The organism is Staphylococcus cohnii subsp. cohnii, from assembly GCF_002902365.1.
In the GTDB taxonomy this organism is placed as follows: Bacteria; Bacillota; Bacilli; order Staphylococcales; family Staphylococcaceae; genus Staphylococcus; species Staphylococcus cohnii.
The window spans coordinates 232,689-254,328 of sequence record NZ_PPQC01000046.1; the positions used below are offsets into that span (position 1 = coordinate 232,689).

Annotated in this window: 16 protein-coding genes and 4 pseudogenes; 7 read left to right on the top strand and 13 right to left on the bottom strand. The window is 32.0% G+C overall.

Annotated features, from left to right (window positions below):
- Positions 1–24 precede the first annotated feature (24 nt).
- Genes CD032_RS08835 through CD032_RS08845 form a run of 3 tightly spaced genes read left to right on the top strand, consistent with a single transcriptional unit; the run spans position 25 to position 3,253 of the window.
- The gene (locus CD032_RS08835; RefSeq protein WP_103211382.1) at positions 25–1,134 is read left to right on the top strand and encodes a carbohydrate kinase; all 1,110 of its coding nucleotides are present in this window, start codon (positions 25–27) and stop codon (positions 1,132–1,134) included.
- Positions 1,118–2,029: a pseudouridine-5'-phosphate glycosidase gene (locus tag CD032_RS08840; RefSeq protein WP_103211383.1), complete on the top strand. Its 912-nt coding sequence runs from the start codon at positions 1,118–1,120 to the stop codon at positions 2,027–2,029. The genes CD032_RS08835 and CD032_RS08840 overlap by 17 nt, the downstream gene beginning before the upstream one ends.
- 9 nt (positions 2,030–2,038) lie before the next feature.
- Entirely contained in the window at positions 2,039–3,253 is a 1,215-nt protein-coding gene (locus CD032_RS08845; protein WP_103211384.1) for a NupC/NupG family nucleoside CNT transporter, read from the top strand.
- Between the two features lie 119 nt (positions 3,254–3,372).
- Here CD032_RS08845 and CD032_RS08850 read toward each other — a convergent pair whose 3' ends face one another.
- Entirely contained in the window at positions 3,373–3,504 is a 132-nt protein-coding gene (locus CD032_RS08850) for a beta-class phenol-soluble modulin (protein WP_019469020.1), read from the bottom strand.
- A gap of 162 nt (positions 3,505–3,666) precedes the next feature.
- Between CD032_RS08850 and CD032_RS13620 the strand changes: the two genes are divergently transcribed.
- Positions 3,667–3,783 carry an IS3 family transposase gene (locus tag CD032_RS13620; protein WP_080760412.1) on the top strand — a complete coding sequence of 39 codons (117 nt, stop codon included), beginning with the start codon at positions 3,667–3,669 and terminating at the stop codon, positions 3,781–3,783.
- 172 nt (positions 3,784–3,955) lie between these two features.
- On the opposite strand, the gene nagB is transcribed toward CD032_RS13620, so the two are convergent.
- From nagB to CD032_RS08875, 4 genes and pseudogenes are all read right to left on the bottom strand, one after another.
- Positions 3,956–4,723 carry a glucosamine-6-phosphate deaminase gene (nagB, locus tag CD032_RS08860; protein ID WP_103211385.1) on the bottom strand — a complete coding sequence of 256 codons (768 nt, stop codon included), beginning with the start codon at positions 4,721–4,723 and terminating at the stop codon, positions 3,956–3,958.
- Positions 4,724–4,785: 62 nt separating this feature from the next.
- A pseudogene (locus CD032_RS08865) lies at positions 4,786–6,324 on the bottom strand (PTS transporter subunit EIIC).
- A gap of 172 nt (positions 6,325–6,496) precedes the next feature.
- The gene (argF, locus tag CD032_RS08870; protein ID WP_172459307.1) at positions 6,497–7,528 is read right to left on the bottom strand and encodes an ornithine carbamoyltransferase; all 1,032 of its coding nucleotides are present in this window, start codon (positions 7,526–7,528) and stop codon (positions 6,497–6,499) included.
- Between the two features lie 583 nt (positions 7,529–8,111).
- Positions 8,112–9,367: pseudogene (locus CD032_RS08875) on the bottom strand (MFS transporter).
- Between the two features lie 360 nt (positions 9,368–9,727).
- On the opposite strand from CD032_RS08875, the gene CD032_RS08880 reads away from it, so the two are divergent.
- Positions 9,728–11,317 carry an L-lactate permease gene (locus tag CD032_RS08880; protein ID WP_103211387.1) on the top strand — a complete coding sequence of 530 codons (1,590 nt, stop codon included), beginning with the start codon at positions 9,728–9,730 and terminating at the stop codon, positions 11,315–11,317.
- A gap of 492 nt (positions 11,318–11,809) precedes the next feature.
- Positions 11,810–12,469 carry a toxoflavin lyase-like VOC family protein gene (locus tag CD032_RS08885; RefSeq protein WP_103211388.1) on the top strand — a complete coding sequence of 220 codons (660 nt, stop codon included), beginning with the start codon at positions 11,810–11,812 and terminating at the stop codon, positions 12,467–12,469.
- Positions 12,470–12,595: 126 nt separating this feature from the next.
- On the opposite strand, the gene ssuE is transcribed toward CD032_RS08885, so the two are convergent.
- Positions 12,596–13,135: an NADPH-dependent FMN reductase gene (ssuE, locus tag CD032_RS08890; RefSeq protein WP_019469028.1), complete on the bottom strand. Its 540-nt coding sequence runs from the start codon at positions 13,133–13,135 to the stop codon at positions 12,596–12,598.
- A gap of 594 nt (positions 13,136–13,729) precedes the next feature.
- Between ssuE and CD032_RS08895 the strand changes: the two genes are divergently transcribed.
- Complete coding sequence (locus CD032_RS08895; RefSeq protein WP_103211389.1) at positions 13,730–14,962, top strand: ArgE/DapE family deacylase; 1,233 nt, start codon at positions 13,730–13,732, stop codon at positions 14,960–14,962.
- A 187-nt stretch (positions 14,963–15,149) separates the two neighbouring features.
- Here the strand turns inward: CD032_RS08895 and argB are convergent, their stop codons facing one another.
- The 7 genes and pseudogenes from argB to CD032_RS08930 form a co-directional block, all read right to left on the bottom strand.
- Positions 15,150–15,911, bottom strand: a complete 762-nt coding sequence (gene argB, locus CD032_RS08900) for an acetylglutamate kinase (protein ID WP_103211390.1) — start codon at positions 15,909–15,911, stop codon at positions 15,150–15,152.
- 12 nt (positions 15,912–15,923) lie between these two features.
- Positions 15,924–16,742 (bottom strand): annotated as a pseudogene (argJ, locus tag CD032_RS08905) (bifunctional glutamate N-acetyltransferase/amino-acid acetyltransferase ArgJ); the annotation flags it as partial.
- A pseudogene (locus CD032_RS08910) lies at positions 16,736–16,954 on the bottom strand (aminotransferase class III-fold pyridoxal phosphate-dependent enzyme); the annotation flags it as partial. The pseudogenes argJ and CD032_RS08910, both read right to left, overlap by 7 nt.
- A 372-nt stretch (positions 16,955–17,326) precedes the next feature.
- A complete protein-coding gene (locus CD032_RS08915) occupies positions 17,327–18,664 on the bottom strand; it encodes a gluconate:H+ symporter (protein WP_103211391.1) in 1,338 nt (445 codons plus the stop codon).
- 202 nt (positions 18,665–18,866) lie between these two features.
- Positions 18,867–19,532 (bottom strand): ABC transporter ATP-binding protein, encoded by a 666-nt coding sequence (locus CD032_RS08920; protein ID WP_019469035.1) that lies wholly within the window; start codon positions 19,530–19,532, stop codon positions 18,867–18,869.
- A 10-nt stretch (positions 19,533–19,542) separates the two neighbouring features.
- Positions 19,543–20,466: an ABC transporter gene (locus tag CD032_RS08925; RefSeq protein WP_103211392.1), complete on the bottom strand. Its 924-nt coding sequence runs from the start codon at positions 20,464–20,466 to the stop codon at positions 19,543–19,545.
- Entirely contained in the window at positions 20,463–21,629 is a 1,167-nt protein-coding gene (locus CD032_RS08930; protein ID WP_103211393.1) for an ABC transporter permease, read from the bottom strand. Before CD032_RS08930 ends, CD032_RS08925 begins: the two co-directional genes overlap by 4 nt.
- Positions 21,630–21,640 lie beyond the last annotated feature (11 nt).

Below are 21,640 nucleotides of genomic sequence, written 5' to 3' on the forward strand. Positions count from 1 at the left end.
ATTTTGCATAAAGGAGGTTGCCATATGAATAAAAATGAACAAGCAGTTTTAAATCGTATTCAGGAAAATCCATTCATTTCACAACAAGAATTAGCACAGTCCATTGGATTATCTAGGCCAGCAGTTGCAAATATTATATCCGGACTTATTCGTAAAGAATATGTTTTAGGAAAAGCATATGTTTTAAATGAAGATTATCCAATTGTGTGCATTGGCGCTGCGAACTTAGACAGAAAATTTTATGTTCATAGCGACTTACAATTAGAAACGTCTAATCCTGTTACCTCAACGAGATCTATAGGTGGTGTTGCGCGCAACATTGCTGAGAATCTAGGCCGTATGGGAGAAACAGTCGCATTTTTATCTGTGAGTGGCAATGATAGTGAGTGGGATATGATTCACAAATTATCAACCCCATTCATGAATTTAGACCACGTTCAACAAATTGAAAATGCAAACACTGGTTCCTATACTGCATTAATCAATAGCGACGGTAATATGGAATATGGCTTAGCAGATATGGAGGTCTATGATTATATCACTCCAGAATTTTTAATTAAGCGTACACACTTATTAATAAAAGCAAAATGTATCATCGCAGACCTCAATATTTCAAAAAGTGCAATGGATTTTTTATGTGCCTATTCAGAAAAACATAGTATTAAATTAATAGTGATTCCAGTTTCATCCCCAAAAATGAAAAACATGCCTGATTCGTTACATGCTATCGATTGGCTCATTATCAATAGAGGTGAAACAGAAACTTATTTAAATATGAACATACAAGACACTGATGATTTGCGTAAAGCTGCACAGAAATGGAATCAGTTGGGTGTTTCAAATATCGTTATTACAAACGGTGTAAAAGAACTTATTTTTAGAAATAATGACGAAGAAGTAATTAAACCTGTCATACCTTCTAAGCATGTCGTTGACGTAACAGGTGCTGGTGACGCTTTCTCTAGTGCAGTCATTTTCAGTTGGTTAAATGATCTAGATACCGAAAGCATACTGACAGCAGGCATGATTAATTCTCGTAAAACAATTGAAACAGAATATACAGTGAGGCAAAACTTAGATAAAAAACAATTATTTAGAGATTTGGAGGACTATAAAAATGAAGCAATATATTGAATTTTCCACAGAAGTAGCACAAGCTAAAGCAGACAAGAAGCCCATCGTAGCCTTAGAATCAACAATTATTTCACATGGTATGCCATACCCGCAAAATGTAGAAATGGCTACGACTGTTGAAAATATCATACGTGAATATGGCGCTATTCCAGCAACAATTGCATTAATTGATGGAAAGATTAAAATTGGACTGGAAAATGATGAACTAGAATTACTTGCTAAAAGTGATAATGTTGCAAAAGTTTCACGTCGTGATTTTGCAGAAGTACTCGCTACTAAACAGATTGGCGCAACTACTGTTGCATCAACAATGATGAGTGCAGAATTAGCAGAAATTCAATTCTTTGTAACTGGTGGTATTGGTGGTGTACATAGGGGCGTTGAAAACACTATGGATATCTCAGCAGACTTAGAAGAATTAGGTAAAACAAATGTAACAGTAATATGTGCAGGTGCTAAATCTATTCTAGATTTACCAAAAACAATGGAATATCTTGAAACAAAAGGTGTACCAGTAATTGGTTACCAAACAGATGAATTACCAGCGTTCTTCACAAGACAAAGCGGTATTAAATTAAACAGTTCTTCTGAAAACCCAGACGACATCGCACGTATTTGTAAAATTAAAAATGATTTAAATATTGAAGGCGGTGTTGTCATCGTTAATCCAGTTCCGAAAGAAGATGAACTACCAAAATCATATATTGGCGGCATTATTGAAGAAGCAGTTAAAGAAGCAGAAACGCAAGGTATTAGTGGTAAAGATTCTACGCCATTTTTACTCAGTAAAATTGTCGAAAAGTCTGAAGGCAAGAGTTTAAATACAAATATCAAACTAGTTGAAAACAATGCGGTACTTGGAGCTAAAATTGCAGTTGCTTTCAATAAATTGTAGGTGATACTTATGTCAATCATATTTGCCATTACTGGTATACTTTTTGCGTTATTCATCGCTTTTTTATTTAGCTATAACAGAAAGGCAATTGATTTCAAAAAACCAGTAATTATGTTAATCGTTCAAATCGTCATTGTATTATTCATGATGAATACGACTATTGGTTTAACGATATTAACAACACTAGGTTCATTTTTTGAAGAATTAATCAATATTAGTAAAGCTGGTATCGATTTTGTCTTCGGCGGTTTACAAAACAAAGGTGCTTCAACTTTCTTTATTACAGTGTTACTACCTTTAGTATTTATTTCAGTACTAATCGGTGTATTAAACTATTTTAAAATTCTTCCGTTTATCATTAAATATGTTGGTATTATTATCAATAAAATCACACGTATGGGCCGTCTCGAAAGTTACTTTGCAATCTCAACGTCGATGTTAGGACAGCCAGAAGTTTATTTAACTATTAAAGAAATGATTCCTAAATTATCTAAAGAGAAATTATATACGATTACCACTTCTGGTATGAGTGCTGTCAGTATGGCTATGTTAGGTTCATATATGCAAATGATTGAACCTAAATATGTTGTTACTGCCGTTATGCTCAATATTTTCAGTGCATTAATTATTGCAAGTGTCATCAATCCATATCAATCAGATGATAGTGATGTGGAGTTTTCCAACTCATCCACAGCTAAAAGCAATTCAAATAGTGATGAAACAAAGTCGAAAAAGGTTCCATTTTTCCAAATGATTGGTGATAGTGCTAAAGATGGTTTTAAAATTGCCGTAAGTGTCGCTATTATGTTACTTGCATTTATCTCCTTGATGGAAGCAGTCACAGTGTTATTTAATTTTGTTGGTTTAGATTTCAAACAATTAATCGGCTTTATTTTTGCACCGATTGCTTTTATTATAGGTGTTCCTTGGAACGAAGCAGTTCAAGCGGGATCATTGATGGCAACTAAATTAATTACTAATGAATTTGTTGCTATGTTAGACTTCCAAAAATTAGCTGGAGATTTAACACAACGTACACAAGGTATCATTTCTGTCTATCTTGTTAGTTTTGCTAATTTTGGTACTGTAGGCATTATCGTTGGCGCTATCAAAGGATTTAGTGATGCACAAGGTAATAAGGTGGCTTCGTTTGCCCTACGCTTGTTGCTAGGTTCTACACTTGCTCCAATTATTTCAGCATCAATAGTTGGTTTAGTATTATAATATTAAAAAAGAGTGTTACAGAAATTAAATTTATTTAAAATGATTTCGTCGTCCATTCCTGTAATCAAATAATAAAAGGCTGAGACAATTCAATTTGTCTCAGCCTCTTTCAATATTTATTAGTTAAAGAAACCTAAGATGAAGTCAGCGCCTTTAGCTAATGCATCCGCAATGCTAGTTCCCATTGTTACCCAGTCAGCACTTAAACCTGCTTTTACAGCTTCACTGATTGCGTTTACGAAATCAGACATTTAACACACCTCATTCCTCGATATATTATTTATTAAAGGTTGATTACCTTTAACTAAATTATAATAAAAATTATTAATGTTGTTGTAAATATTTCTTGATTTATCGTTTTTTATACCTAAGTGTGATTACAATACTTAATTTTTACAATTAATGTTTCCTAGTTGTCATTCAGTGATAAAGTTTTATATTATTTTTATAATAATGAAAGAATTAAATCAAAATTAAAAGGCCTATCTCCTAAAAATTTTAGGAAACAAACCTTCGAAATATTATACTAAACCAAAGTACAACTTTTAGGGTTCAGTACAATTCAATTCATCTGAGTGCTTCTTTTTTATTTAATACTTCGTATTGTTGGCTCGCTTTCTTAAGGGACGACTTTAGTCTATAGGCTTCAGCTTGTCCTGTTACATTAAGCGTCTTGCCAAAACACAACGGTTTCAAATATCTTTATGACAAATGCCTTTCTAAGCGCTGAACTTTATTTTGATCTAAAGCTTCGAATACTTCATTATCTACAATCACTTCAACATGTGGGTGTTGATGTAATATAGATGCTGGTAATACCTCAGATATATCTCCTTCTATTAATTGCGAAATGGCTTCTTTTTTATTTTCACCCATCGCTAACAAAATAATACGTTTCGCACGCATAATAGATGCCAGTCCCATAGAAATTGCTTGCTTAGGAACATCTTCTATTGAATCAAAATAACGACTATTTGCATTAATCGTTGAAGAAGATAAATCTACAACTCTTGTGACACTTTCAAACAACGAACCAGGCTCATTAAATCCTATATGGCCGTTTTCACCAATACCTAAAATTTGTATATCTGCAGGGCCTTTATCTTTTAAATATTGTTCATACATTAAGCATTCTTGTTCTATATTACCGGTATCTCCTTGTGGTATAAATATATTTTCTTTATGCCACGTTTGATGATGTTTAAATAACTGTTGATACATATAAGCGTGATAACTTTGTTCATTGTCTGCGCTCAAACCCACATATTCATCCAAATTAAATGTCACTATTTGATCTAGTTGCAAATGATTATTGTTGATTAATGTTTTTAAATACTTATAAACATCTATCATAGTATTTCCTGTAGCAAGCCCCAATACTGAATTTGGTTTTAATTTCATTTGTTTTAATAGTTCAATCGCAACATATTGACTTGCAAGTTGCCGGTTCTCTAAATTTAAAATATACATAAGCTCACCAATCACTTTCTACATATTACCTTTGTTTAATGACAAATTGACTATTTTATTAATTACACTTGCTCGCTTTCTAGCAATTCTTCTACTTCATTTTTTATCGTTGTGACATGTGGCCCATAAATAATTTGTACACCATTACCTTTCTGAATAATGCCTCTAGCCTCGGTCGAATTAAGCACTTGTTTATTGACAGGTTCATCCGACTTTAACGTCACTCTTAGTCTTGTAGCACAACAATCGACAATATCTATATTTTCTTTACCGCCTAATCCCTTGATAATTGTTTTAGCACGTTCTGTTGTTTCATCGGTTTCTGTAGTTGCTTCTGCTTCTCTACCAGGTGTTTTAAAATTGAATTTGTTAATTAAAAATCTAAAAATAACATAATATAAAATAAACCAAAGGATGCCAATCGGTATCACCCATAAAAAATTCGTCTTAGCGTTACCTTGCAAAACGCCGAATAATAAAAAGTCTATAAACCCACCACTAAATGTTTGACCTATCGTAATATTAAATATGTCTGCCATCATAAAAGCTAAACCATCTAAAAATGCATGTATCACATATAAAACAGGTGCAACAAATAAAAAGCTGAACTCTAGCGGTTCTGTAATACCTGTTAAAAATGAAGTTAAAGCAGCCGATAACATTAAACCGCCAACGACTTTTTTATGTTGCGGTTTAGCAGTATGATAAATTGCTAAAGCTGCACCACATAGGCCAAACATCATTGTAATAAAACGCCCTGACATATAGCGCGAAACACCTGAATAGTATTTCGTTACGTCTGGATCACCTAGTTGAGCAAAGAAAATATTTTGTGTACCTTGAACAAGATGACCTTTGACTTCTAATGAGCCACCTAATGCAGTTTGCCAAAACGGTAAATAGAAAATGTGATGTAAACCGAATGGTCCCAACAGTCTTAATATAAATCCAAAGAAAAAAGTACCAATGACACCAGTTTTATCTACGATACCGCCAACGCCAAATATCCATCCTTGCACTGTAGGCCAAATAAAGAACATGATAACCCCGAGTATGATTGCAGAGATTGCTGTGATAATTGGCACAAAACGAGATCCTCCAAAGAATCCTAAATACGACGGAAGTGATATCTTGTGATATTTATTATGTAAAAGCGCTGTCATAACACCTGTTATAATTCCTCCAAACACGCCCGTTTCTACTGTTTGAATGCCAAGCACCATACTTTATCCTTCTTCTGCCAAATTGCCTTTTGCTAATGTATCTGTAATGATCAACAACCCATTCATCGAAGCGTTCATAATCAGGAATCCTAGCATTGCTGCTAACCCTGCAGTACCTTTATCACTTCTAGCTAATCCTATAGCAACACCTATAGCAAAAATTACTGGTGAATTTTGAAATACAATATTACCTGCAGATGACATAAGGACAAATATATTTTGTAATAAAGTAATATCTAACACGGGATAAGTTTTGATTGTATTTGGATTACTTAATGCGCCACCAATTCCCAACAATAATCCAGCTGCCGGTAATATAGCGATAGGCAACATAAATGATTTACCAAATTGTTGCGCCTTTTCAAACAATTTACTCATAGTCATCAACCTCCTAATTACCATAAATATACAATCAAAGAAAATATTAATCAATATAAATTATCGTCATGAAAAACTTTTTCATAAAATAGATAACTTTTTTAAATACAAAAAACCTCACAAAGTCATTTTACTTTGTGAGGTTCTATAATTATTCAATTGTGATATGGTGCTAAAAAATATCTCCTAATGTTCCAGCCATAATTGCTTTGATTGAATGTAATCTATTTTCCGCTTGTTCAAATATAACAGCATGTTCACCCTTAAACACATCATCTGTTATCTCCATTTCAGTTAATCCATGGGTCTTATAGATTTGTTGTCCTACTTTTGTATGCACATCATGAAAAGCTGGCAAACAATGTAATACAATAACATCCGGATTCATTGTATTGACAAGCATAGCTTCATTAATTTGATATGGAAGTAATTTATCAATACGCTGTGTTTGAACTGATTCATCTTCTCCCATTGAAAACCAAACATCTGTATATATTGCATCTGTTTTATAAACTGCTTGTTGAATATTATCCGTAATTAAAATATTACTATGAGATTGTGTTGCGTAATTTTTAGCGAGTTGCTGAATATCTTGATCAGGCTGTAGCGATTTGGGGGCTGCAATATGAATATTCATACCTAATATTGCACCGGTAACTAATAAATCATGCGCCACATTATTTCTTGCATCACCAACATAAGTCAATGTCTTACCTTGTAATGTACCTAGATGTTCTTTTAAAGTATAAAAGTCTGCAATCATTTGAGTAGGATGCCATTCGTTCGTTAAACCATTCCATACTGGAACTTTAGCATGTTGCGCTATACTTTCTACATCTTTTTGATAAAAACCTCTAAATTCAATACCATCATACATACTACCTAATACTTTTGCTGTATCCGCTATTGATTCTTTGACACCTAAGTGAATTTCACCTTGACCAAAATAATCTGGAAATGCACCTAAATCATTAGCTGCTACACTAAATGCTGAACGTGTTCTTGTAGATGGTTTTTCAAATAATAAAGCAATATTCTTACCTTTAAGATAAGGGTGTGGAATGCCATGCTTTTTCTTTTCTTTTAATTCTCCGGTAAAGTCGATCAATGTTACTAATTCGTCTGCAGTAAAGTCACTCGTTTTCAAAAAACTCTTACCTTTTAACAATGCTAATTTTTTTAAATCTGTTGTGTACGCCCCAATTTCATCACTCCAATATTTTTATAAGATTTATATACATATTAAACTTAAATAAAGTTATTCTCAAGTATAAATATACCTTTTTTTGTATATTTTTAAATATTTTTATAAAATCAACAAAGTGTAATCTACTTTAAAAATATATCTATATACAATCACGACCTCATTTACAACGGTTAAGCAAGCAAGATTTCTGACAATAAACACCATGGCAATCATTTAACTAAGTTGTGCTTTCTCACACTATATTTTAAGGATATATAGTAAATTAATGATGTAGTCACTAGCTCATTGGAGGTGAATATATGTTAGATTTATTATTTGCCACTATTAAGCAAATTGCTGCTCATTTTGTTTCAGGTGGTTTCCAAGAAAAATAACTCTCTTTATCCCACATCATCTCAAAATCATTGCATAATCATCCTTTAAAAATGAATAAAAAATAGGCATACAATATCAAAATCTATCATTTTGAAACTGCATGCCTGTTTTTTATTATTTACTAATCTCAAACTCATACTATTAGTTATATCATTTACCAAACCAAGTACTTACTTTTTCATAGCTTCTACATAAATACTTTACGCTATGATGCAAAATTTTCAGCTTTCTTTCGTGCTCTTTCTTCTGGTGTTTTTAAAAAGCGTGTCATGATTGCACTAGCAACATATAATCCAAATATTAAGTACATCATACCTTTCACACCAATACTGTCATAAAACAATGCCACTAATCCTGGTCCTGCAAATACACAAAGACCAGCTCCTAAATTTAAAATTGCCATTGCAGGCCCCTTATCCCCATCATGAACTAATGAAGGAACAAGCGCAGAAATAGGGACAAAGCCTGCTAAACACATGCCCCATAAAAATCCTACAGCACCGACAATAAAGACATTACCTGTAAATAGTTCAGGGACAAAATACAGCCCTAACGTAAATATTGCACATCCTACACCACCAATATAGGAAATTGTATTTTTCCAGCCAATTTTATCACTCAACGCACCGAAAATTAGATTGAAAATAATATTAGCAATAAAAATTGTTCCCCAAATATTTAACCAAGTTGTAGTCGCAATTCCTTTGGAAGCTAAATAAATCGGCAGGAATAATGGAAAAGCATACTGTGCTGCTTGGTTAATGACTCTAACAACACATGCCACTGCAACACGCGGTTCTCTTTTTAGTATCGTTATACCTGCAAGCACTTCACTAAAGTGTTCTTTAAAGCCGTGACATTTTCTTCAATAATAAACTGATCTCTATTTACAAAAACTGCTAAAAATGTTCCTATTAACACCCAAATAATCGCAGTCCATAATGTAAAGAAATGTCCAAATAACTGAATTGCAAACGAAGAATAAAATGATCCTAGAACACTAAGCCCTCCTGTAAACACAAACCAAAACCATCCTACTGCAGCGCCTAAACGTTTTTGCGGAGAACGATAAGCAACCCAAACCAAAAAAGAATAAGCAAATAATGGATAGCCAAAACCTCTTATTGCATAAGAAGGAATCATGATATTGTAGTTCATCGTTGGAATTGCCAAACCAACGAATATTGCATGACCTATGATATATAACCCAGTCCCTAATAGCATTACTTTTCTTGGACCAATAATTTCTACCAAGACACCTGATAACCAAGACCCAATGGCTATCGTCACACCATAACATGTTGTCAAAATCGCTGTTTGTTGCACGGACAGACCATGATCATGTAAATAAGGAATAATCCATGCTAACTCCAGACCATCCCCCATCATAAATATTAATACACCAACATATCCCCAAAATAACGTTGGAGGCATGCCCATTTTAGTTAATTTATCACTCATATTACGCACCCCTTATAAATCAATCATTGATATTAGAATTGATTTAAATATTTTCTTCCGATTTTTGCGACTATTACTTTGTAAACGCTTTCAAATATTATCATTATATTATTATATTTTTTCTAATAACGCAAATTTATTTTCATTTATTTTCGTTTTACGACACAAATGAATAAAATCAATAAATATAGACTGTTAAAGTTAAAGAAAAAATATATGCATAACACTTAATTTTTTTAGATTAAAAATATATTTTTTATACATGATTGAAAATTTATTTGTAAACGTTTACAATGAAAGTTATTTAAACATCATATGACTAGATGATTATTAAATTTTTATGAGGGAGTTTTATATAAAATGATGTTATTAGTTGCTTTCAGTGCAGTAATCGTACCTTTTTTATTTCTCGTACTCTTACGTATGTCTGCTTTAAAAGGAATGATTATTAGCGCTATCGTTGTTACAATTTTAGGGATATTTGTATGGGGGATGCAAGGTAATGTCGTTATTGCTTCTATACTTCAAGGTACACATAAAACATTAACGATACTTTACATTTTATTCGGAGCGCTCGTTTTACTTAATACATTACGTCAGACAGGTGCCGTAAACCGTATAAATGCAGGATTTAAAAAAATTTCACCAGATATGCGTGTCCAAGTAATTATTGTCGCTTTCTTATTTGGTTCACTTATTGAAGGTGCTTCAGGATTTGGTACACCAGCAATGGTTACGGCACCTTTAATGGTTGCTTTAGGTTTTAGACCTATGATTGCTGTTGTTACAGCATTAATTGCCGACAGTATTGCCGTGTCTTTCGGAGCTGTAGGTACACCAGTTATTGTTGGGTTGAGTACTTTAAAAGAAGCAAATCAATCGTTTTTCCAGTCTACAGCTGAACAAATAACTGTATTAGATTTATTAAGTGGTATTTTCATACCTATTATCGTAATCGCTACAATGGTGATTTTCTTTGGAAAAAACAAGAAACTAAAATCTATTATTGAAATTTTGCCGTGGCTAGCTTTAATAGGTATTGTATATGCCGTGTCTGCCTTTGTATATGCACATGTATTTGGTGCAGAATTTGTTGCTATATTAGGATCATTAACAGGACTTGTAGTAGCAGTCTTAACTGCAAGTAAGGGGTGGTTATTGCCTAAAACAGTGTGGAGAGATGGCTTAGATGACACATACGAAGCAGATAGTACGGAACATTCTATGAGTTTACTAACTGCTTGGGCACCTTATGTAATGGTTGTTATCTTACTTCTATTAACGAGAACGGTGCCAAGTATTGAATATTTCACCACACATGTCCTTGATTTTTCTTGGAATAATATTTTAAATTTCTCTGAAATATCATCTGAATGGCAATTTCTTTATTCACCTGGAACAATTTTATTATTATCTGCAATTTTTGCGATTATAGTTCAAAGAAAATCTATTAAGGATTTTGGTAATGCAAGTTTAACGTCTCTATCCACAATAAAAATTACTGGTATTACACTTATTGCTACACTCGCTATGGTACATGTTTTTATTAACTCTGGTATAAATGCACATGATTTAATTAGCATGCCAGAATACATCGCCAAAAATATGGCCAACACTTTAGGTCCTATTTGGCTATTTGTCGCACCATTCTTAGGTACTTTAGGTTCATTTATTACAGGTAGTGCAACTGTTTCAACGTTGACCTTCTCGCCTATTCAATTAAATATCGCCAACTCTATTGGTGGAGATCCATTTATTGTATTAGCTGCACAAATCATTGGTGCAGCTGCTGGTAATATGATTTGTGTGCACAATGTAGTAGCAGTGTGTGCAGTGGTTAATATGCCAGGTAAAGAAGGTAGTGTCATAAGAAAAACATTAGGACCTGCACTTCTGTATTGTATTTTAGTTGGTATTAGTGCTTATATTATCTCATTATTATTCACTTAGTATAAGCAAGTCTGATATACAAACTTCTTGAACTAACAAATCGGAGTGAAATATTGGAATCTAATTTATTTAAAACCATTTTTTCATTTCGTTCTGACAAAAAAGGCTGAGACAAGTTGAAGTGTCTCAGCCTTTTCTTTTTTATGAAATTTTATCGACCGCATATTATTATATACATAGATCAAATACCATTTCTAGTTCAACTTTATGTATTTCGCAGCTCTTAAAGTGTTAATAATAAAAACTGTTTATTATCGTACACAAATACAAAAACAATTGTAAATAAAATATGTATTGTGTATATATTTTAAAAAATTCAGTTGTAGTAAATAGCGTTAAATGGTTTCTGAAAATAGGCTTTATTGTTACTTAAAGCGTATTATTTCATATAAAATTCTTATTATTATCATATTGATTATTATTTTGATAAAGTACAAGTAAATTTTTTATTATATTTATATGTTAAACATGAGGATTGGATGGGATTTGTTTATGAAAATTGAAAACATTAAGTTATTCACTTCAGAGTTTGAAGAGACATTCCAATTTTATGAAGAAATTTTAGAATGTTCTGTTCGTATGATTAGTCAGGAGGCTTTTACAGTTGAAATTGGAGAGACTCATTTGTGTTTTCAACAAACAAACGATGATGTCCAACCATTTTACCACTTTGCAATTGATATTCCATACAACCATTTTTATGATATGAAACAACATTATCAAAATATATTATTTCTATTGATGGAAGATGGTAAACATACGACTTATTTCGAATCTTTTGTTGCGCATTCATTTTACTTTCAAGATCCATCAGGGAATGTCGTTGAACTCATTGCACGCATTTCTAATATTACGGATGACCCTGAATTTTCAAGAATTAGTGAGATTGGGTTCGTTCGTAATGAAACAAGAGAAGTCTTTGAAGCATTATCAAAATATCATTTAAATACATATGAAAATCAAACATTTGTACCAGATGATTTAAATTTTATCGGCGATCATTATAATGACAGTTTTATTTTACTGACACGAGAAAATAATAAATGGCTATTCTCTGATCAATTTTCTGAAGCCCATCCCATATGCATTCAGACAAATGAATTTAAATTAACCTTAGATAACCAAGCTCAGTGGCACTTAAATGAGCTATAAAAAATAATGAGCACACAATATCAATTTACAAGTTTTGATACTGTGTGCTCATTTTTTATTACAGTTATATTATAGTTAATACTACGTTTATCGTAACTTTTGATATAATCCGTATTCCAAATACATTTATTCTTTAACTTGTGACTTGTCGCTGACAAATTTCTTTAAAGTTTTATTTAATCCATCTTTCGCTTCTTGATCATAACCATAGCTACCATCTTCATTTTGTGTGATGTGCTTATCTAATATAAATCTGCCTTTATGAATTGTATCTGCACCTAGTTCTTTAATCACTGGATCAAGACTGTATTGGATTGCCAATACATGTGCAAATGTGCCACCTAAAGCTAATGGTAGTACTGTTTTACCAGTAAATGCTCCACGTGGTAATAAGTCTAAGTATGTTTTTACGATACCTGAGTAAGCTGCTTTAAATACTGGAGATACTATAATAATACCATCTGCATCTTCTATCGTTTTATGCGTAGTATTGATTGATTCATTAGAGAAATCTGCAGTAATTAAAGCCTCAGCATCTAATTGATGTACATGGATGACATTTGTTTCGATGCCCTCAGCATTCAAATATGATTCCGCATAATCTATAATACCTGTGAGTCTTGATTTAAGTTTATTGCCTCCAGCAATAATTGCTACTTTTGCCAATATGATTATCCCCTTTCTATATAAAATTTCCATATATATCACTGTTATTTTCACTCTTAACTATTTAAAAGATATATGAAAAAATAAAATAATTTGGAACCAAATTCCACTTCTTTAGCGTATCATCAAATACGGGTAAAATCATAGGAAATGATTTGAAATATTACAATAATTATTTTGCATTCTTTTCTTTCATATTCAAAAATGCATTCATTAATGCCACTTAAATATATAAATTTAATTTATAATATTGAATATGGTATTTCCTTGGAAATAGTGATGTTCTATTCAAAGCTATATGCTGATCATTACCTAAATCCCTTTATAAATTACCGCTTCTAACTTTACTTCACAAACTGTTATGGCATTTAACTTTCCAATTGATGTATTGCCTATATTCGTAACACATATTTAATTTTCAACATTACACGCCAGAATGTGTAATAGTACAAATATAGTTTATTTTGTTTTCATTATTAAAGATTTTACAATATAAATAATTTTGTTATATTCTTTTTAAAAAAATCGTTTTGCTTTAAAAACCTTTTTTTCTAGATGTATACTTAATTTAGACATACAAAGGAGTGATACACAATGAGTACATTTTCTAATGAAGAAAAAGTACAAATCTTATCAGATATTGTAGCGATTGAAACAGTAAATGATAATGAGGTTGAAGTTTGTAATTATTTACAGCAATTATTTTCTAACTACGGAATTGAATCAAAAATTCAAAAAATTGATGAACGACGTGCTAATCTTATTGCTGAAATCGGTGAAGGGAATCCAGTAATTGGTATCTCAGGTCATATGGACGTGGTTTCTGCAGGCAATAAATCTCAATGGACATACGATCCATTTTCGCTTACTGAGGATGATGGATTTTTATATGGGCGTGGCGCAGCAGATATGAAGTCAGGACTTGCTGCGTTAGCAATTGCACTGATTGATATTAAACAATCTCAAGCACTGCAACAGGGTCGTATTAGATTTTTAGCAACTAGTGGCGAAGAAATGGAACAACTTGGTTCCCAAACTTTATATGAACATGGTTATATGGATGACGTTGATGCATTACTTATAGCAGAACCTTGCCAAGATATCATGGTATACGCACATAAAGGTTCTATGGATTATCGCATAACTTCCTATGGTAAATCAGCGCACAGCTCTATGCCTGTAATGGGCATAAATGCGATAAAACCATTGATCTCATTTATACAAGATATCGATGACGCTTATGCTAGAATTTCCAAAGAAGTTCAGGGAAAAGCATTAGATTTTACAAAATTTATTGATAGAATTAAACCTTCATTGCCTGCAACAACAGCACTTGAAGATGTAGAATCTGCACTGCAAGGTTTAGTTATAAGTAATACATTAATTAAAGGTGGGGTACAAGTTAACTCTGTCCCTGAAGAGGCTGATGCAGATTTTAATATTCGTACAATTCCAGAATATGATAACGCACAAGTAAAAGCATTATTCTCAAACACAATTAAAAGTCATAATGATAAAGGTGCAAATTTATCAAGCAACTTATATTTAGACCTAGATCCAGTTCTTACTACTGGTGATAACAGCCTAATTAATACCGCTCAGTCTATAGCTAAATCTCTATTTGATGAGGACTTTATTGCTTCTCCAATCGGTGGCGTTACAGATGCTTCAAACTTATTAAAAAATAAAGATGAAAATTTCCCATTCTTAGTATTTGGCCCTGGTATTAAACCACATCAAATTGATGAATGTGTGGAAAAAGATATGTACTTAAAATTCATTGATTTTTACAGTGAACTTTTAACAACTTATTCTAAAAATCTTTAGTTTTTGATTTAATTAAATCATCTTTAGCTATATAAAAAAGCTCAGAACATAGTAAATGTCTGGGCTTTTTTATATATAGGGCACGAGATGATCGACTTGTAAATTTACCTTTAAAATTTCGTCCTTATCTGAGTAGGACGATATCATTATTTTTAAAAAATTGTGTATATGCCACTCATAGTAAATATTATTTACGGATTGTAGTGCCTACATTATGGCCATGTTGCAGTTTTTGAATAATATGTGTTTCATTCCCTGCAGCAATAACCACTTTTTGGCACCCCATTTCTATTGCTTTTACAGCATCTTGTACTTTAGGTATCATCCCACCATATATTAATTTTTGTTCAATATATGTTTCGATGTTTTTCGCATTCAGTGACGGTTGTACTTTTTCGTTGATTAAAACGCCTGGGATGTCGCTTAATAAATAAATTGGTGCATGTAAAGCTTGCGCAAGTTTGTATGCCAGTGTATCGGCGTTAACATTATATACTTGAGACGTCGTTTTATTAGCACCTATAGATGCGATGACTGGTAGAAAAGATTGAGTTAAAGTTGCGATAACACTAGTATCTATATGAATAGGTTCACCAACAAAACCATATTTTAGATCTAATGGTTTAATATCAAATAATTGGGCATCTATGCCATTCATACCAATACTTTGAACACCAAATTGATTGATTTTATTGACTAAACTAGGATTCACTTGACCAATTAATGTTTGGGTCGTAACAGAAAGTACATCGTCAGTAGTAACTCTCAAACCATCTTTAAATTTTGAGTCTACTTTTTGTAATTCTAAAGATTGATTTATAAAAGGACCACCTCCATGGACGATTATCGGATTATAACCTTGATTTTTTAATGCAATAATATCTTCAATTGTAGAATCATGCATATCCGTCAAAGTGCTTCCACCTATTTTAATTACAATGTAATCCATATCAAACACCTCTTAAGTTCTATATGACGCATTTATGCGTACGTATTCATATGATAAGTCACAACCATAAGCGGTAGCGTCCCCTTCTCCCTCACCTACAGTAGCCTCTATAACGATGTTATCTGCTTCCAATTGTTGTTTTAAATAAGCTTCATCAAATGCTACTGACATGCCTTGTTTAAACACAGAAACTTGACATAATTTCACATTGGTTGAATTAGGGTCTATATATTTTGATGCGTACCCCATCGCTGTTACAATTCTTCCAAAATTTGCATCTTCACCATGAATTGCTGTTTTAACTAAGTTTGATGAAACAATGCTTTTCGCTATTTTTCTAGCCTCATGAATATCTATTGCACCTTTAACCTTAGCTGTCACCAATTTTGTAGCGCCTTCACCATCTTTTGCAATCGACTGAGCCAAATAACGTGCAACATAATTGATAGCATAAACAAATTTTTGCCACTCAGGATGATTTTCATCTAACGAATGATGATTAACTTGACCATTTGCCATACATAAGACCATGTCATTCGTGCTAGTATCACCATCAACAGTAATCATGTTGAAAGAGTGATCTGTAGTTTGACGTAAACATTGATTCAATGCCTTACTATCAACTTTTGCATCTGTCGTTATGAAACCTAGCATAGTCGCCATATTAGGATGTATCATCCCAGAACCTTTTGCAGTGCCACCAATTGTTACTGTTTGATTATCTATGTCTACTTTTACAGACAAATGTTTCGTGATCGTATCTGTCGTTAAAATCGATTGATTAAAATAAGCACTCTGATTATATGAATCTTCTAAAACATGATCGACGCCATAGTTATTTGCTCGCTTTGTGCTTGAAATGCTTCAATAATTTTCGGATGACAATGTCCTTGATTTACTACTGAAAATCCTGCTATACAATCAATATAACGCTTACCTTCTACATCCCATACTTGCGCACCTTTACCTTTGGCTAATGCTAATTTCAAAGGACTATAATTATTTGAACTATATTGATCTGTTAATTCGAATAATGCATTCATTCAATACACCAACCTTATTATTATTCTAATATTTGTATTAATATTCATGAATATTACACTTTTAAATATAATAAGTCAAAGGTTTATTTAAATAATTTCTTATAAAAATATTAAAAAAGGCTTTAAAACAAGCAAAAAGGCATCTATCAAAATTATGAAATTTCAATAGATGCATATAATTCATTGTATACAATTTGCATATCATAATTTAATGTTTAAGATAATATTCGTACTAATATTCAAATTATACATTTAGTCATTTTAACAACTGTGGTAAGGATATATTTAAGTGACATGCCACATCAAATAACTAACAAGGGGTATAAAGCGGAACAAATCACCATTTTTTATTCTGCTCATACTATTGTTACTTTACATAAACAAATCCATGATTAATACAATGACCAAACCAACAATAGAAGATGTAAATAATAAAAGTCCCCAAGTTTTAAATGTATCTTTAATCGTTATATTAAAATACTCTTTAAATAACCAAAATGATGCGTCATTCACATGCGTAATCGTGTTACTACCGGCAGCAGTTGCTAAAACCATCAATACTGGATTAACATTAAAAGTAGGAATTAAAGGCCCTACAATTCCAGCTGCAGTTATTGCTGACACCACGCCTTGTCCTGTAGCAATACGAATAAGTGCAGTAATTAACCACGCCATGATTAGTGGTGAAATATTTGTATTTTGCATAATTCCCGCAATATAATCACCCACATTTGCTTTTAAAATGATTTCTTTAAATGCACCACCAGCGCCAACAATAAATATAATTGTTGCTACACCTTTCAATCCACTTTCAAAAGATTTCATCAATTCATCCATCTTTTTACCTTTTCTTAACCCAAAGACAACAATTGATGTAAGAATTGCGATTATAAGACTAATTTCTGCACTCCCAAAAAATGATACAATTTCATGCCATAAAGTGTCTTTAGTTATAAACATACTTAATATTGTTGAAAGTGAAATTAAAATAGCAGGAATTAATGGTATTAATAAACTCATTCCAAAACTAGGCATTTCACTTTCACTAAATTCTTTATTTTTCTGTAACAATGGTGGCACAGGATAATTTAAATTTTTCATCATTTTGGGTAAAAGAATACCTGCAATCATTACACCAGGTATAAAGACGACCATTCCTAAAATGTATACCATTCCCATATCAGCTTGATAAGCATCTACCAATGCAGTAGGACCTGCTTGAGGTGGAAATAAACTATGAGAAAGTGTCGTTGCGGCAACCATAGTAATAGCCAATTTCATAAATGGTATTTTAGCTTCAATTGCAATACTAATCACTAAAGGAGCTAAAATCATAAAGGCTACTTCATAAAATACAGAAATACCGAAGACAGCGCCAATAATAATCAATGCCCAATGTACATGCTTTGCACCAATTTTATTAATTAACGTGGTAGCTATTCGCTGCGCCGCACCAGAGTCAACCATTAACTTACCTAAAATTGCACCAAAACCAATAATAAGCGCGAGGCTACCTAACGTTGAACCTAATCCCTCTTTAATTGTATCTAATATTAGCATCGGCTTCATACCGTTCAACAAGCCAACAGCAATAGCTGCAAAAATCAAAGAAAAAATACTGTTAATCTTTAATTTAATATTTAAGAATAATAATAATGCTACGCCAATAATAAGTGATATTATCGGTAAATGCTCACTCATAAATGACAATTTAAGTCCCCCAGTCAAACCAATTTTATGAAAACGTATTCATAAACTCATATTATACACCTTTTGTTCTAAAATAACAACGTTGTTATTTTAGGTGTTTGACCTTTATAAAAATTAAAAAGCACTTACAAAGCGAATGGTTGAAATTCACCTTGCGAGTGCTTTTTCAGGAGTGAAGGCTCGAATTATCTTGAAACTAAAGTTAATTTTGATAACTTTCAAATTGCCATTGTTTATCTGATAATACTTTTTTATAAAAAGGATCGACACCTATAACTTTAATACAATCTGCCAATGCCTCTACCTCATCTAAATGATGTGTTGTTAATATAATCAAACAGTTTCGCTTCATTTGATTCAGTAAATTATGAATATCAAACCTTGATTTCAAATCTATGCCTACCGTAGGTTCGTCTAATATGAGAACTTGTGGGTTGTTCAATAAACCAATTAATACATTTACTTTACGTTTTGTCCCTCCAGATAGACGAGAAACCGTAACGTCCAAATCATCGATATTTAATTGTTCCATATATTTTGTAATTAGCGCGTCTGATATTGCGTTTTTACATAAAGCTTTAAAACAATTGATGTTTTCTGCGACAGTCATATGCTCAAATAATGCAATATCTTGTGGGACATATCCAATCATTGCTTGTAGTTGCTTTTTAGATAACTTTTTTCCAAAGTACGTAATTTCACCTTGATCGGGTTGCTCTAACCCCGAAAGCATTCTTAATAATGTTGATTTGCCAGCACCATTTTCACCTAATAGCACAGTTAATTGTTGATTTTCAAATTTCATATTTAGAGATTGAAAAATTATATTATTATGATATTTCTTCTGCACATGTTTTAATGCTATCATCCCATCACTCCTAAATTTGTATAAAGACATAAATCACACTCATGACAAGCGCATATATAAACGTCATAAATAACCTATGACTCAGTGTGTTAATTTTAAATAATAGATACGCAACACCTGCTTCAAATATTACAATGATGAAAAGTGATTTTAAATAAAATATCCATGATAGCGACTGATGAAACAATAATGCGCTTATAATTAATATCATTAACAATAAAATCGTATGTAAAAGTATGTATGTAACATACAATTTCAACTGACTAAATTGTACTAAAAAAATTCTAATCAACGGACCGTTCTGTTTTAACCTTTGGTGTAAAATAATTTGCACACTACTGATACACAACAATATCGCAAAAATAACGCTCAATGATATAGAAGTTTCTGAATGTGACTTCACAAAATAATGTGCAATTTGCGATTGAGGCGTCTTGTCATCCAACATTTTATTCACTCTCGTCAAGGATGTACGATCACCATTATCATCTAGATGACTTTTAACGATATTAGGTATCTGTTGTTCATATAATGACATACTTATGATTTCTAAAGTAATATCACCAATAAAGTCATCTCTTCCATATAATAAAATACTTTCCTTCAAACGATTGTCATGTAACTGTTGACTGTAATTTTCCGGTATTTGTAAACTTACAATTGCTTCTTTTTTTTCTATATATTCATCCAAATATGTTTCTTCTATTGGCACTTCGATTTTAGTAATGTATTCGTTACTTGTGATGCCTTTGATTAAGCTTTTTGAAGCAGCTGATTGATCTAAATCTTGTACTGCCACAGGAATTTGAAATGATTTATTTAACGTTTTATACACACCCCATATAGCAATTAAAGAGAGTAATAAGATACAGATAAAGGCTAAATGTTGTTTCCACTGTTTTTTTACAATTATGAAGAAATAGGGTTGAATCATGAGCGATACCTCCCAATCACTATCAGAACTAAGATAAAAATAGATATAAATAGACTACTATAAAAAGTTATTGGTACATCTAAAATATAATTATTCAATACAATTTCTAGCATTTGATTTGTTACAAAACTAAACGGTAAGTAATCAACCATACCCAAAATAGAATGTTTAAAATAAATTGTTGGTATCGTCATCCCCGATAATACAATAATCAATGTACTCAATATAATTTTTAGTACATAGTTCATCCATTTAAAAGCAATTAAATCAATAATGGTTAACCAAATAATAATCATTAAGACATAGTAGCTAAGTTGAATTACAATCGTTAACCAATTATAACTTTCAAATTGATTAGGTATGGATTTAATCAACCAAAGCGCACCGAAAAATGTCCATAATCCTGTATAAAACAGCGTGAATATACTTCTTATCAGCGTTAATTTTTCAAAAGAAAAATGATGCATGCTTAGCCTTGACCACAACGCCGTCGTTTGGTTCATTTTCAAAATGGTAAATAATGACAAAGCGAAAATATAAATAGACGCTAAATAAGTTGTAATCACATAATAACTTACACTGTCATATATATGTATAGGTTCATAATTAAATGCACCAGTACGGTTTAGTCCCGTAAACAATAAATCTGTGAGTAGCATCAATGTATGGTCTTTATCATTTTGTGATGACAATGTTGTATAAGTTAGACCGCCACCCATCGATAGCATGAGTCTTTGATATACTGAATCTGTTAACTGATTAATAACTAGACTTTTTGTCGATTGCTTATCATATGTATGTACTGAAATGGGCAAACTTCCATTTTTATAAAAATCATGTGTCATGCCTTTTTCAAAAACATAATAACCCTCTAAAGTTTTATTTTCTAACTTTTTTTCAGCTACTTTTTGATTATACTTTTTTATACTAATATCCTTCCCCAAATTGGCACCGTCACCTAGCGATTTCAATATGATTTGCGTTTCTGGAGACTGATCTTTATCAACAACACCAATTCTAAATTTCTCATTATCTTGATTTAATTGTTGAATCACTATTAAAGTAGCAAATAACCCTACAACTATAATTAATAAATATAGTTGTAAATACCATTTTTTTAATAAAAAAGAGTGGTAAATGCGAAACAATTGTAATGTTTTCATTTTACCACTCT

What these genes read in the sequence shown, in the direction of transcription:
- CD032_RS08835 (WP_103211382.1), top strand. Translation starts at nt 25, where the DNA reads ATGAATAAAAATGAACAAGCAGTTTTAAATCGTATTCAGGAAAATCCA.
- CD032_RS08840 (WP_103211383.1), top strand. Translation starts at nt 1,118, where the DNA reads ATGAAGCAATATATTGAATTTTCCACAGAAGTAGCACAAGCTAAAGCA.
- CD032_RS08845 (WP_103211384.1), top strand. Translation starts at nt 2,039, where the DNA reads ATGTCAATCATATTTGCCATTACTGGTATACTTTTTGCGTTATTCATC.
- CD032_RS08850 (WP_019469020.1), bottom strand. Translation starts at nt 3,504, where the DNA reads ATGTCTGATTTCGTAAACGCAATCAGTGAAGCTGTAAAAGCAGGTTTA.
- nagB (WP_103211385.1), bottom strand. Translation starts at nt 4,723, where the DNA reads ATGTATATTTTAAATTTAGAGAACCGGCAACTTGCAAGTCAATATGTT.
- CD032_RS08880 (WP_103211387.1), top strand. Translation starts at nt 9,728, where the DNA reads ATGATGTTATTAGTTGCTTTCAGTGCAGTAATCGTACCTTTTTTATTT.
- CD032_RS08885 (WP_103211388.1), top strand. Translation starts at nt 11,810, where the DNA reads ATGAAAATTGAAAACATTAAGTTATTCACTTCAGAGTTTGAAGAGACA.
- CD032_RS08895 (WP_103211389.1), top strand. Translation starts at nt 13,730, where the DNA reads ATGAGTACATTTTCTAATGAAGAAAAAGTACAAATCTTATCAGATATT.
- argB (WP_103211390.1), bottom strand. Translation starts at nt 15,911, where the DNA reads ATGGATTACATTGTAATTAAAATAGGTGGAAGCACTTTGACGGATATG.
- CD032_RS08920 (WP_019469035.1), bottom strand. Translation starts at nt 19,532, where the DNA reads ATGATAGCATTAAAACATGTGCAGAAGAAATATCATAATAATATAATT.
- CD032_RS08925 (WP_103211392.1), bottom strand. Translation starts at nt 20,466, where the DNA reads ATGATTCAACCCTATTTCTTCATAATTGTAAAAAAACAGTGGAAACAA.
- CD032_RS08930 (WP_103211393.1), bottom strand. Translation starts at nt 21,629, where the DNA reads ATGAAAACATTACAATTGTTTCGCATTTACCACTCTTTTTTATTAAAA.